Annotated in this window: 11 protein-coding genes; 5 read left to right on the top strand and 6 right to left on the bottom strand. The window is 49.5% G+C overall.

Annotation, left to right across the window (positions count from 1 at the left end):
• Positions 1-601 (top strand): integrase core domain-containing protein (locus tag E2L00_RS04375; RefSeq protein WP_167607591.1); only part of this gene is annotated, 601 nt, incomplete at its 5' end.
• Between the two features lie 70 nt (positions 602-671).
• On the opposite strand, the gene E2L00_RS04380 is transcribed toward E2L00_RS04375, so the two are convergent.
• A complete protein-coding gene (locus tag E2L00_RS04380) occupies positions 672-1,562 on the bottom strand; it encodes a hypothetical protein (RefSeq protein ID WP_167607594.1) in 891 nt (296 codons plus the stop codon).
• A 351-nt stretch (positions 1,563-1,913) separates the two neighbouring features.
• On the opposite strand from E2L00_RS04380, the gene E2L00_RS04385 reads away from it, so the two are divergent.
• Positions 1,914-2,744 carry a hypothetical protein gene (locus tag E2L00_RS04385; RefSeq protein ID WP_167607596.1) on the top strand — a complete coding sequence of 277 codons (831 nt, stop codon included), beginning with the start codon at positions 1,914-1,916 and terminating at the stop codon, positions 2,742-2,744.
• A gap of 128 nt (positions 2,745-2,872) precedes the next feature.
• On the opposite strand, the gene E2L00_RS04390 is transcribed toward E2L00_RS04385, so the two are convergent.
• Positions 2,873-3,298, bottom strand: a complete 426-nt coding sequence (locus E2L00_RS04390) for a TIR domain-containing protein (RefSeq protein WP_167609565.1) — start codon at positions 3,296-3,298, stop codon at positions 2,873-2,875.
• Between the two features lie 322 nt (positions 3,299-3,620).
• Between E2L00_RS04390 and E2L00_RS04395 the strand changes: the two genes are divergently transcribed.
• Positions 3,621-5,417, top strand: coding sequence for a thiamine pyrophosphate-requiring protein (locus E2L00_RS04395; RefSeq protein WP_167607599.1), 1,797 nt, complete (start codon positions 3,621-3,623; stop codon positions 5,415-5,417).
• Positions 5,418-5,569: 152 nt separating this feature from the next.
• Here E2L00_RS04395 and E2L00_RS04400 read toward each other — a convergent pair whose 3' ends face one another.
• The 4 genes from E2L00_RS04400 to E2L00_RS04415 form a co-directional block, all read right to left on the bottom strand.
• On the bottom strand, positions 5,570-6,796 hold the full coding sequence (locus E2L00_RS04400) for a zinc-dependent alcohol dehydrogenase (protein WP_167607602.1): 1,227 nt from the start codon (positions 6,794-6,796) through the stop codon (positions 5,570-5,572).
• Positions 6,797-7,148: 352 nt separating this feature from the next.
• Positions 7,149-7,988 (bottom strand): MBL fold metallo-hydrolase, encoded by an 840-nt coding sequence (locus E2L00_RS04405; protein ID WP_167607605.1) that lies wholly within the window; start codon positions 7,986-7,988, stop codon positions 7,149-7,151.
• Positions 7,989-8,006: 18 nt separating this feature from the next.
• Positions 8,007-8,798: an OBAP family protein gene (locus E2L00_RS04410; RefSeq protein WP_167607608.1), complete on the bottom strand. Its 792-nt coding sequence runs from the start codon at positions 8,796-8,798 to the stop codon at positions 8,007-8,009.
• A 233-nt stretch (positions 8,799-9,031) separates the two neighbouring features.
• Positions 9,032-10,486: a DUF4091 domain-containing protein gene (locus E2L00_RS04415; protein WP_338031893.1), complete on the bottom strand. Its 1,455-nt coding sequence runs from the start codon at positions 10,484-10,486 to the stop codon at positions 9,032-9,034.
• A gap of 722 nt (positions 10,487-11,208) precedes the next feature.
• Here E2L00_RS04415 and E2L00_RS04420 point away from each other — a divergent pair.
• Together E2L00_RS04420 and E2L00_RS04425 are read left to right on the top strand one after the other, a co-directional pair.
• Positions 11,209-12,489 carry an ABC transporter substrate-binding protein gene (locus tag E2L00_RS04420; RefSeq protein ID WP_201279310.1) on the top strand — a complete coding sequence of 427 codons (1,281 nt, stop codon included), beginning with the start codon at positions 11,209-11,211 and terminating at the stop codon, positions 12,487-12,489.
• Positions 12,490-12,555: 66 nt separating this feature from the next.
• Positions 12,556-13,527: a carbohydrate ABC transporter permease gene (locus E2L00_RS04425; protein ID WP_167607614.1), complete on the top strand. Its 972-nt coding sequence runs from the start codon at positions 12,556-12,558 to the stop codon at positions 13,525-13,527.
• Positions 13,528-13,547 lie beyond the last annotated feature (20 nt).

Genomic DNA, 13,547 nt, shown 5'->3' on the forward strand with positions numbered 1-13,547 from the left:
TAAAGCCAGTGATGACGAGGCCTGTGGCGAAATAGAAACCGCGCATCCGGGTTATCTGGGTTCGCAGGACACGTTCTACGTTGGCAACCTGAAAGGCGTCGGACGTATTTATCAGCAGACGTTCGTCGATACGTACTCAAAGGTCGCTCACTGCAAGCTGTATGTCACCAAAACGCCGATTACTGCGGCTGACCTGTTGAATGACCGTGTGCTGCCGTTTTATGAGTCTCAGGGGCTACCGGTGCTGAGAATACTGACCGACAGAGGAACAGAGTTCTGCGGTAAAGTGGAGCAGCATGATTATCAGCTTTATCTGGCAATAAATGACATCGACCATACGAAGACCAAAGCGATGTCACCGCAGACCAACGGTATCTACGAGCGGTTCCATAAAACGATACTGAACGAGTTTTATCAGGTAACGTTCCGCAAAAAACTGTATGGCGATCTCGATACGTTACAGTCGGATCTTGATGAATGGCTGGCTTATTATAATAATGAGCGAACTCATCAGGGGAAAATGTGCTGTGGCCGGACGCCAGTGGAAACATTACTTGATGGAAAGCGCATCTGGGCTGAGAAGAATTTAAGCCAGATGTAAACTGACAGATACCTGTATAAATAACCGGTAACTGTCAGATCAGGTCTGAGCTAATACACATAAAATCATCTTATTTTTGTATTATATATACATGATCTGAAGGAATGGCTAGTGAAACGGTACCTATTGGCTTTTTCATCTCAATAACAACGTTTCGTCCAAAGCCATTAAACAGAATAGCAACATTGCTGAATTTAGAATATTCACCCCCAAAATTACTTTTCTCACCAGTCAAACCATATTCAACAGCATATGTAACATATGGTTCTTTGATATGTACTACCGCTGCATCCTTACGAAGATTTGCTAATCGCATCGTTCCATCTAATAGTTCCCCTGTAACGCCTCCCACTAACAATGGAAGGATTAAGAAAATTACGACTATGAATGGTTGTGCACTATTTAGATTCTTTAACCGTTTGATGTCATCATCTGTAGGTGTTTCCTTATGCTCAAGTATAAAAATATCACGATAATTCTGTTGGTATGTACTCCACATCAACGCACAGCCCCATACACACAGGGTTAAAGTCAACAGTATTTTTATGTCAAAGCGGCTAAACCATATAACAAAAAAGATACCGAGCATGGCAAAAAACCAAAATTCAATGCGAGCTTTTTCAATAGTAAATGGATGGTGCTTAATATTTTTTTTGGTTATTTTTTTACATATTATTAATAGTAACGAAAATAATTTTTGCAATCCACACCACACCGGCCCAAGAACGATTCCAAGGCTTGTTAAGCACACAATGAAAAAAAGATAAAAACCACCAAAGGCAATTGCCAGTAATATTAATAACAAACCATCACCGACTGAAGCGTCCTGAGGGAAATATCCAATGCGCCAGCAATAAAAAATAAAAACCGCGCCACCAAGTGCAACCCCAAGTTTGAATGATAAATTTATAAAAGAATTAATCACTTCAATAGTGTCATTCAATCTATTCATTTTCCCCATAGTTTCCTCATCGATATAATATATAAAATATCGTAAGTATCCCATTAATACCGTTATGGATAAATAGTAATAACGAGTTTTATTTGCAACATCCCCCTTGATTAAGGATAGCGTTGCATCGACCCGTTGAACTCACAGCACGAAGCGGACGAACTAACTGAGTTGAAGGTCCGCTGCGAGCGAGGAGCGGAAGTTGGCAATTATTTTCACAGCTGATAAAGGTATTACTAACATCACGGATGTATTAATCCACGGGGAGCAAGCCAGAGGTGAAGGACAGTAAATATATGTAAAACCTTTATTTTTCTTAGTGGAATGGTGAAAGCATAGGGCCAAAAAACGGAGAGATATATGAACGTATCAATGCCTTGGAGTTTAGCTGGACGCCTTTTTAAGTGGATATGGGGCAAAATTACTCGGTTATGGTTACTAAAGACCTATCAAAAATCTCACGAGTACAAAGCTAGTCGCCTTCGGTTAGGAGCGCGTTGGGAACCACTTGGTGAGCACTTGGAGTACTCTTTGCGGCTTTCTAGTCCTGCTGATCATGAAACGGTAAAATCCTGTATAGCTTTTCGGGCAAAAGAAATTCTGGTAGAGAATGTTAAACTTTATTTTGAAGCGTCTGGACATGGTATTCGTTACCAGCAGAAAATTGAGTTGGTAAATCTGGACCAATCTGTCCTGATTGTTTACTTAGATCAAATTCCTCGGCAGGAGCTTGTGGAGGCTTCTGAGCGCGGTATATTCTTTTCGATTACCGAAACGCAGTTCATTCAATGCGTCATTACGTTAGCCGGGGGTCAACAGCAGCAACCCTTTAATTCAATAAGGTCCCACCTTACATATAACTGGTTGCTTAATGACAAATGGGTGCGACGCTGGGGAGAGTTATGGAACTGTAATGCCATTGAGCATGCGAAAACCGAAATGAAGGCTTACTGGCGTTGGCGATTGGGAGAATTTAAACATTTTTCCCTTTACAGTGCTGGGCTCGGGCCTTATCCTTGGAATGGAATATTACGCAAAAGCCTGTGCAAGCTTTTGATCAACCACCATATTATCACAGTACAGTTCTGGCTGGCGGTACATTCTGGGCGGTATATTCTTGGAGATGGAAAACTGAAGCTTAATCAGCGACGAATTAGAAAAGTAAAACCCAGCAAAGCTTCGAACCTTTGAGCTCAGTTGCATTGTTCATTCCGAGTCCTAGGCGCTGGGGGACTGACAAAGATATTACCGTGAATAATGGCCTTCACTGCAGAAACTGCCAGTCCTCCTGTAAGCACCTATGACGATTACATGGTGCTTTAACGCATCACTTTGTTCCAGTCGATTACATGACCAGCAGCCTCGAGTTCACGGGAAAGAGATTGCTTCCATCCATTATTATCATCCATCGGTTCCCAAACAACACCGGCGAAATCACTGGGTATTTCTACTACCCCTTTTTTAAGGGCGCAGACTTTATCCCGTCCAAGGTGACCAATAAAAAAACCTAACTCCAGAAGCACATTTTGGCGTGCTCTGGGTTCAAGCGTACCACCTTTTACACACCCTTCATCATCAGGGGTAAGTAGGACAACCGCAAATCCCACGTTGCCGTATTCAATAACTTTCTCAATAACAGTTCGTCCCCGATTAGCCTGTTCATGCAATATAATTGCTTCCAGACCAAGGCGTTCCAGAAAGCGAGCCACTTTTTCCCGGGAACCCTCATCGTGACCATGAACAATAAATACTTTCTTAGATAGAGGGGGAGTTAAAGCGCCGCCAGAAAGAGTTCGTTGATGAACGCAATTAGCAGCCTAACGAATATGCAAGGATGCGTTATGTTCGCAGATAGCCAATGCCGTACTCAGGCCGAAAGGAAAGCTCAATCGACTCAACGCCTGGGTTAGATGTCATGCTTCCCAGCTAAGCCAGCTCGATGCGGAGATTACATAAAAGCCTCATTTGTTCCTTTGTCTAAAAACCACCCCGCTGCTTTCTCCGCATAGCCTGTTAATTGGAACTATCCTTAACGACGGTTTACTTTTTTCGGTTAGGGGAAAAACGATGACGAAAATGACCAGCGATTTTTTCATTGAGCGCCTGAAAGCGTGGGGCGTCACCCGGATCTATGGCTATCCCGGCGATGGCATCAATGGCGTGCTCGGCGCCTTACAACGCGCGAATAAAGCGGGCGAAGGCATTGAGTTTATTCAGGTGCGTCATGAAGAGATGGCGGCGTTTATGGCGGCGGGTCATGCCAAATTTACCGGTGAACTGGGGGTGTGCCTTTCTACTGGCGGTCCTGGTGCCACCCATCTACTGACCGGGTTGTATGACGCTAAAATGGACCACTCGCCGGTACTGGCGATCGCCGGTCAGGCGGAGGTGACCGCGCGCGGCGCGAGTTATCAGCAAGAATTAAATCTCGATCGTGTTTTCGCCGATGTGGCGAATTTTGTGCAGGAGGTGGCCTCGCCCAGCCAGTTGCGGCATTTGGTCGATCGCGGTGTGCGTATCGCGGTGGCGCAGAACGGCGTGACGGTGCTGGTGTTGCCGAAGGATATCCAGGATGAACCCTGGCAGGCGCCGCCGCATACACATGGCTTTACCCATTCGGGAGCCGGCTACCAGCGGCCAAAAATAGTGCCCTATAAGGTGGATCTTCAACGAGCGGCGGATGCCCTTAACGCCGGCAAAAAAGTGGCAATCCTGGTGGGTGCCGGGGCGCGCGGCGCGGCGCTGGAAGTGGTGCAGCTAGCCAACGTACTTGGTGCTGGCGTGGCAAAAGCGCTGCTGGGCAAGGATGTACTGCCGGATGATGCACCTTTTATTACTGGCTCGATTGGTTTGCTGGGGACTAAGCCGTCTTATGACATGATGATGAATTGCGACACCCTGCTGATGATTGGCACTGGTTTTCCATGGACAGAATTCCTGCCAAAAGAGGGACAGGCTCGTGCCGTGCAGGTGGATATCGATCCGGCAATGCTTGGGCTGCGCTATCCGGTTGAAGTAAATCTGCATGGAGACGCGGCGGAAACCCTGCGCGCGCTGCTGCCGCTGTTAGTGCATAAAAACGATCGTAGCTGGCAGGAAGAGATAGCCCTAAGTGTCAAAGAGTGGTGGCAGACGCTGGAGGAGCGCGCGCTGGCCGCGGCCAAACCGGTCAATCCTCAGCGGGTGGTATGGGAAATGTCGCCGCTGCTGCCGGAAGATGCTATCGTCACCTCCGATTCCGGCTCCTGCGCCAACTGGTTCGCCCGTGATTATAAGGTGAAGCAAGGGCAACGCGCCTCATTGTCCGGCGGCCTTGCCTGCATGGGCGCGGCAGTGCCTTACGCCATCGCCGCCAAATTCGCTTATCCGCAAAAAGTAGTGGTAGCGCTGGTAGGCGACGGGGCGATGCAGATGAACAATATGGCGGAACTGATCACCATTCAAAAATACTGGCAGGGCTGGAGCGATCCGCGCCTGATTGTTTGTGTTTTCAATAATCAGGATCTTAATCAGGTTACCTGGGAGCAGCGGGTAATGGAGGGCAATCCGCGTTTCGAGGCGAGCCAGCAAATCCCCGATGTCAGCTATGCCCGGTTCGCACAATCGCTGGGGCTGAAAGGTATTTTCGTTGACGATCCGGAGCAGTTGCAGAGCGCCTGGCAAGAAGCGTTAACGGCCGATCGCCCGGTGGTGCTGGAAGTAAAAACCGATCCAGAAGTCGCACCGCTGCCGCCGCATATCACCCTGAAACAGGCGAAAGCCTTTATGGCTTCGATGGCTAAAGGGGATCGCTCCGCCGGGAAGGTTTTCGCCGATACCGCCAGCCAGATTATGAATGAGATATTGCCGGGCAAAAAGTCGTGATCGCAGGCACGATCGGGCATAACAAACCAGCCTTCTGAGCGTCAGCGGCAAAATAAAACGCCCGTTAAGATGATAATTAACGGGCGGGAAAGAAAGTAACGATAAGGTTTAAGGCTGGAGGCGATAAGCAGCCAGCCCTGTACAGCAGGCTATTATTGCGACGGCAACAGCTCAGTTTTGATCCAGCCCGGCTGACGCTTATCAAAGCTCTGGTAGGCGGAGACCACATCGGATAACGGCTCCACCTGGGTCAGTACCTGAGTCGGATCGATTGCTCCCATGCGCACCAGCTCCAGCAAACGCGGAATAATAGCGTGATGGTTACAATTGCCCATTTTCATAGTCAGGTTTTTATTCATCGCCATACCAATGGGGAAAAACTGCGCGGCGGGAGGGTAAACGCCGATAATGCTCAGCGTGCCCGCTTTTTTCAGCGCCTGAATCGCCCATTCCAGCGCCTGTCCCGGGGCGTCGCCCGGGATCCAGTTTCCATTCTGCACGTGCCGGTGGTCAAAGTTTTCCGGCGCCACCTGTTGTACTTCCTTGCGATATTGATCCTTTTTCTGTTCGGCCTGTTGTGCCGCCGGGCCATGGTGAGCGTGCTGGCTGTCAACGCCTACGGCGTCAATGGCGATATCGACACCGATGCCGCCGGTAAATGATTTGATGGCTTCCAGCGGATCTTCTTTCTCAAAATTGACGGTAAAAGCGCCCTGACGACGCGCCATCGCCAGCCGATCTTCCTGCGGATCGACAGCGATGACCCGACCGGCCCCCATTAACAGCGCACTGGCGATAACAAACTGACCGACCGGACCGCAACCGAACACCGCCACGGTGTCTCCACGTTTGATGCCCGCCATTTCCGCGCCGAACCAGCCGGTGGGAAAAATATCGCTGATGAGAATCGCCTGTTCATCGCTGACGCCTTCCGGCACTTTCACCAGCGTATTGGCGGCGAATGGGATACGCGCTTTTTCCGCCTGTAATCCGTCGATCGGCCCGGTAGTTTGCGGGCCGCCAAAAAAGCAGGTGCCGGCTTGCGGGCCGTTCGGGTTGGAATTATCGCACTGCGCGGTGTTACCGCTGCGGCAGGGTGGACAGTAGCCGCAGGAGAGAGTGGAACAGACCACCACCCGATCGCCGATATCGAAATTACGTACCCGATCGCCCAGTTGCTCGATAATGCCAACCCCTTCATGGCCGAGAATAGTGCCCTCCTTCATGCCGCTGAAGGTGCCGCGAATAAAGTGAAGATCGGTACCGCAAATCGCCGAGGCTGTAAGTCGAATAACCGCATCGGTGGGTTGTTCAATCTGCGGTTCAGCGACCTCATCAAGACGAATATCGCCGGTAGCGTGCCAGACGAGAGCTTTCATACTTTCTCCTCTTTTCGGTGAGACAGAAGTGCTTCATAGCTGGCCGTCCATGCCCGCTATGACAGCCGGTTATAACTCAGAGAGGTGAAAGTATAGTCAGCGATCGAATGCGCTGCGGGCGACAGCCCCCTGGTTGCGGGCTATCAGCGGCGGGAATATGTAAGGGAACATGTATGCGTCGATGCGTCAATTAAGCGGTTTGCTGTTGTAATAAACCGCCAAAAATTACAGAAGAGAATGTCAGCACGTTCAACCAAATCTGTGCCGGTAAGTAGAGCTCGAAGGATACCTGTGCGAACGAAAGTATCAGCAGAACCGATAAACCCTGAATAGCGGAACAAGTCCGGAGAACTTATTCGCTTTCGCTTTGCGCGATCAAAGCTCTTAATTCCAGCGCATCATGGCTACAAAAAAAGGTGATTTCCTGAGCATAGCGACCCGAAAGTTCCCGTAGCCGCTGCTGGTTATGGCGCCTGGCGCCGTTATCCATCGCCATCATCCATTGATAAAATCGCAGGCCTGGCGTGCAGTGAGGTTTTTGCTGGTGCATTTCGCCGCGATAGAACCATGCGTCACCGCCATGCAGCAACCAACCTTGCGGCTGGCTTATGGCAATCCCCGCATGGCCCAGAGTATGTCCTGCCAGCGGCACAAGCAGGATTTCCGGCGGCAATCCTTGCAGCGCAGTAACCGCCTCAAAGCCATACCATTTTTCACCTTGCGGCTGATAACCTACCCAACCGGAAGCGCCGCTCCACTGTCCGGGACGGTAGCGCTCTCGCGCCAGCCAGCTATGCCGCTGCTGCGCGGTATCGATCTCCCTTTGCAGCAAATGTATCCGCGCATCGGGGAAATCGGTTAGTCCGCCCGCATGGTCAAAATCAAGATGCGTAAGAATTATGTGCCGGACATCCGCTGCGCTGAAGCCCAGCGCTTCTATGCGCGAGCGCGCGGTCAGCTCTTCCCGACGCTGAATATTATTTATTAATCGAAAAAAGCCTGATAGCCGCTGCTCTGGCTGGCGTATATCGTCCCGTCCGAAACCGGTATCCACCAATACCAGCCCATCCCGGTCTGTTTCAATGAGTAAACAGTGACAGACCAGATGTGCATGTAAACCTTTACTGAAACCATCATATAACGCGCCGCCCAGCGGACACATGCAACCACAGTTGAGATGATGAACTTTCATATTTTCTCCCGGAGGTCGTTACTTTGCTTGTCTGGTTTGTTCTGATGTTCCGAAATGCGCGGTTTCGCCGCGAGCATGCTCGCCAGAGCCCTGCACCCGCCTGAGCTGGATAACCTCGCCGTGCCGCCATGCGTCGGCCCCTGCCGCCACAGGATGTGCCACCAAATCTTCGCGCTCACGTTTGATGGCCTGCGTATCCACATCAAGCCGCCGATCTCTGTCTGCCAGTAGCGCCGGATCAAGCTGCCCTTCTCCGGTAAAGCCCATCATCAGCGCCGGAATACCGAGTGGTAAAGTCTTATCGCGATCGGTATGCCATGTGTGCCAGGTTTTCCCATAAGTATTAACAATCTTGCTCATCAGCGCTTTGTCGGCCACCGCAGGCAAACCGGGCGCGGTCAGGCTGCCGGACTTCACTTCATACTGATGGCTATGCCAAAGTTTTTTTTCCTCTGGCGGCAGCGTTTTAAACAGACGTTCGCTAATGATGTATTCGACGCCCATCAAGCGGGCATCTTTGGTGTTGCTGTCGTAAATCACTGCCTGCATGACATCGTCATTAAGCACCGTCACGTAATGATGAGCTTCCATCTGGCCATTTTTATCACCGTTATAAAAATGGAAACCGTCAAGATATGCGCTTATTGCATCAACAGGCGGGCGGGATTGAATAATCTGCGCACCGGTTTCAAGGGTGCGCATTTGAGCAGAGGTTTTTTCACCGGGAACGGGCGTTTTCGGTGGGGTATTATTCGCACCACAGCCCGTTAACGTCAGGCTTGTTAAGATTAAAAGCGATAAGGGTTTCATTCGCGCTCCACGTCAAAGCAACATTACTGAACGTAGTACACCAATGGAGATTTGGCGGTAGAAATTTCGCACTATATAGCTTGTTCAGGAATGTACGCTTCTGAACTCATCCATTTCAATGCGGATAATAAGTTGTCAGCACAGCGACCAGGCGTGTGGCCTGTTCTTTAGCCATCTTTTCCTGTTCAAAAATCCACGCGCCCGCGTGGATTGTTCATTTCTTCCCCGCAGCTTCAGGTTCGCGTAAGCTGTTCATTTACCTGACGACGCAATTCCAGCAGAAATTCCGCTTCACGCGGATAGCTTGTAAAGGTAATGGACATTCCGGCCAGCCTCGCTATCAACTGTTCCACGTGTTCACGGCTGGTAAGCGATTCCAGCAGTTGCAACGCGCGGATATCCTGAAAGGCTTCACGTAATACCATCAGGCGTAATGATTCCACCGGCTGATAATCTTTCCCCGGATAGACCACAAACAGATCGCCTGAAGGAAAAGCGCCCCGCCCGTCTGTCACCGCGAAAGGATCCAGTTTCTCCAGCGAATGCCCGCTGTTATAAAAATTGAAGCCCCAGTGCAGAAAGCCGGTGATGCGATAGAGATAAAGCTGCACGCCGAGAATACGGTTGCGATATGAAGGTTGTGCGAAGAAACGATTGGCGACATTTAATTTCTGCACGCAGCAATAATATGTCCACAACCCCGGCACCTGATTGGAAAGGAAAGGTTCAAGGCGATCGCTTGCGGTCACCGGATTTTTCACCAATCCCTGCTGATAAAACTCATAATCAGACAGCGCATCCAGAACCGGAAAATCTCCGATCAGCGGACGGATCAGATCGCTGGCGCGGCGATAAACATCTATATCCGATATTTTTGGTTCATCAGACACATGGAACCACGCATGTTTTTCCAGACCTTTTCCACGCAGCCAGTCACAGAGCACCGGCAAAAAAGCGTGCAAAAAATCACGATACTTCTGCCCATATGCATCGGTTTCCCAGCCAAACTCCCGTACCACCTGGCCGCCTTTGTGCACCATAATTTTGGGGGCGTGATGAGCGCCCCACTGAGTAAACAGGTGGGAAATTTCAAAGGTAGTGATTCCTTCTTCCCGACATAATTCCACCCAGCGCTGTAGCGCAGAAAAATCAAACTGATAGTCGCCGTTAACCTTTTGAGTCACTCCCACCAGCTGCACCGTTGTACGCTCTCCCCCGATGGCGGTATCCAGCGGCGGCGTGAAAATCGGCGTCAGGATCATGTTCACGCCGTTATTTACCGCGCAACGCACAAAGTGACGCACCGCCTGCCACCAGGCATCGCTGAATACCTCAATGCCATACACGTCAGCCAGACAATCGGTGTGCAACCATTCGGTATGGAGCAGGGTTTGTGGTGGTAACGCTCCCGGCAGAATCTCGATTTCAAGATGCAAACTACCCAGCATTTCACCGCTTGCAACATCGAATAACCGTAAGCAAAGCGAGCTTTCCCCCGTAGGCAAGCTTTCGTTTTGCGGGTTCACCGTCAGCCATAAACTGCCGTAATAATCGCTATTGACGAAAAATGTTTTATCCGGCAACGGCATCAGCGGATCGGGAAAAAGTCCCGGTGCTGTGCTCAGATAATCGTCGTCGGTGGTGCGGTAACAGGGAAAAAGGCTGGGAACGTGGCCAACCTGGCGCACCGATATAAACTCCGCAAGGTCGCCCTTTAATTCATAACGTAATTGCCTGCGCGGTTCATCATCGTCCTGATACAAACAATAACGGCACTGAAAGGAAAGGCTTTCATTCTTTAATAATGAAAGGTTGTTTATGGTAGCGATTTCCTTTGCTTCTTTTTGATGGAATATCTTTTCCAGACTGTGAGTGAACAATAATGACAGGCGCATAGAGTAGTACCCGTATCGGTGATAAATAAAATGAAAAGTCAGCCTGCCATTTCTTTTTGAATTAAACAACCCTGTTAAATAAATCACCTCAGCCAGCAGGCTCTCATTATAAATAAGAATGATTCCTGATAGCGGACCAGAAGGTGATGAAGCTGCATTATGCTCAATGAACCAATCTTTTTTTTGTTTAATTGCATCACAAAAACGAAAGATTTATCTCACTGCACAATAAAAGCATTGTTATTCCCCATATTAGTGCAGGGCTTTTCATCTTTGAAACCCCGGGCTCTGCGGCTGATGGCGCATATCCTCTGGGAAAAATGCCGCCAAATGTTATAAGAAAGTTACAATAATCGCCTTTCAACTTTCACTTTCTACCTTTCGTTTTTAACAACATCGAAAGGCAAACGCACTGATTTAGAGCACTCTTCGCCGTATTGACACACTGAAAGATAGGAGATAGAAAGATTAAACGTTACGCAAATGTTTATTTTCGAACGCTCAAGGGGATGTCAATGTCACTCAAAATATGCGCCAGATCTTTTCTTACTCAGGCATCATTCCGCCGCAGTATAATTACATCAGCGATATTATTACCCGCCCTGGTTTCCTTGTCCGTGCAGGCAGCAGAGCCGATTACATTACGCTATGCGGTCTGGGATAAAAACCAATTAGCCGCTGAACAGGAAATTGCTAAAAACTTCGAAAAACAAAATCCTGACATTAAAATTGATATTGAACTGACGCCGGCGGCGCAATATTTCGTAAAATTAGATGCCGCTGCTGCGGGCGGCGTTGCCCCAGATATATTCTGGATCAATATGCCTTATTTTATTCAATATGCTAAAAACGGGCTTCTGGAACCTTTAAATAGCGACATCGATAAAAGCAAACTGGACATGGGTAACATCGTCGCCAGCTCCGTGAAAGCTTATCAATATAACGGAAAACAACTGGCTATTCCGCGCGACGTCGATTCCATTGCCGTCTGGTATAACAAAAAGTTGTTTGATGAAGCGAAAGTCAGCTACCCGACCAACAACTGGAGCTGGGATCAGCTAAAAGCCAAAACCGCCGAGCTGAAAGCCGGGCTTAAAGGCGATGCCTTCCCGCTGGTAATGGATCTCAGCGGCGACGGGCAGGACAGTTACCTGAATCTGCTGTACCAGAACGGCAACAATGTAGTACCCATCGACGACAAACCAACCGATATCGACAATGACAAATCCATCTGGGTTTACCATCAGCTACAGGAAATGATGAAGTCCGGTCAGCTACCGACCGCACAGCAAATGAGCGAAGTTAAAACCGAGAATATCTTCCAGTCCAATCGTGCCGCAATGGCCTATGCCGGTTCCTGGCTGGCTGCACCCTTTGCAGGCAACCCGCTTATCAACGATCACATCGGTGTAGTGCTGATGCCGAAAATCGAACGTCAGTCCGGCGTAGCGCACAGCCTGGGCTTTGCCATGTCGTCCAAAGGTACACATAAGGCTGAAGCCTGGCGCTATATCCAGTTCATGAGTTCAGAAGCCTCGCAGGAAATTCTCGCAAAAGCGGTGATCCCAGCCAATAAAACCGCCGCGAAAGCCTGGGCTGCCAACATCAAAAATGTCGACGTTACGCCGTACATTGAAACGCTCGAATTCACTAAAGCCTATCCGACCGCCGGCACCAATACGCCGAAATGGCAAAACATATGGATAGCCAGCCTGAAGCGAATCTTTATGGGCACCGATGCCAAAAAGGAAATGGATAAATCGGTGAAAAAAATCTCACGTGTCATGGAAAAATAAACCCGTCTCTCAGGTCTGTCCCGTCGGGCCTGAATGATTTATTTCCCTGTGCAGAGGACTTCCGTTATGTCGCTTGCAGATTCGGTTTCCGTTACGGTAAAGCATAAAAGCCACGCCGCCGACGTTAAACCGCCAACGAAAACCACGGCCCGTCCGGCCCTCACCCGCCTTGAACGCGCCGAGCGGTTCTGGGGCTGGATTATGGTGCTGCCTTTGCTTATCGGGCTGGCGGTTTTTTATTTCATCCCTTTTGTACAAAACATCTTTTACAGTTTTACCGACCTTGACCAGTTCATGAACTGGAGCACGTTTGACATCAATAATTATCTCGACCTGTTTAGCGACGATGACTTCTATTCGGCGGTGTTCAATACGCTGTTCTACGTGGTGGTCTGTGTGCCGATCGGCCTGGCGATATCCCTTCTGCTGGCAATTGGGTTAAATCAAAACATTCGCGGTAAAGCCCTGTTCCGCACGCTGCTGTTCCTGCCTGCGGTCACCATGCCAGCGGCGGTCGCGATGGTCTGGCAATGGCTGTTCAACAAAGATTTCGGGCTGATCAACTACCTGCTGCATTTCTTCGGCGTTTCCGCCGTGGGCTGGCTCTCCGACCCGGACATCGTGCGCATCAGCGTTTCCATCATCATCATCTGGTCTTCGCTGGCGCTGAAAATCATTATTTTGCTGGCTGGCCTGCAAAGCATCCCACGCTCTATTTATGAAGCCGCTGATATCGACGGCATCAGTACATTACGCCGTTTTTTTTGCCTGACCCTGCCAATGATGGTGCCAACGCTGTTTTTCGTCTCGGTTATGAGCTTTATCGAAGTGCTGCAAATCTTCGACGTAGTGTTCCTTACGTTTGATCGTTCGATGGTGGAAAGCGACACCATGACCGTTACCTATCTGTTCTATAAAAATGCGTTTTACCTGCAGCAGAAAGGTTATGCCTCCGCGATCACCGTGGTGCTGTTTATCTTCACCATGCTGATAACCCTTGTGCAAATGGCCATCGGCAAACGTCTGAAAGTGGCGTAAGGAACTTCGGATGACAATAT

This window comes from Cedecea colo (genome assembly GCF_011808225.1).
Taxonomy (GTDB): domain Bacteria; phylum Pseudomonadota; class Gammaproteobacteria; order Enterobacterales; family Enterobacteriaceae; genus Dryocola; species Dryocola colo.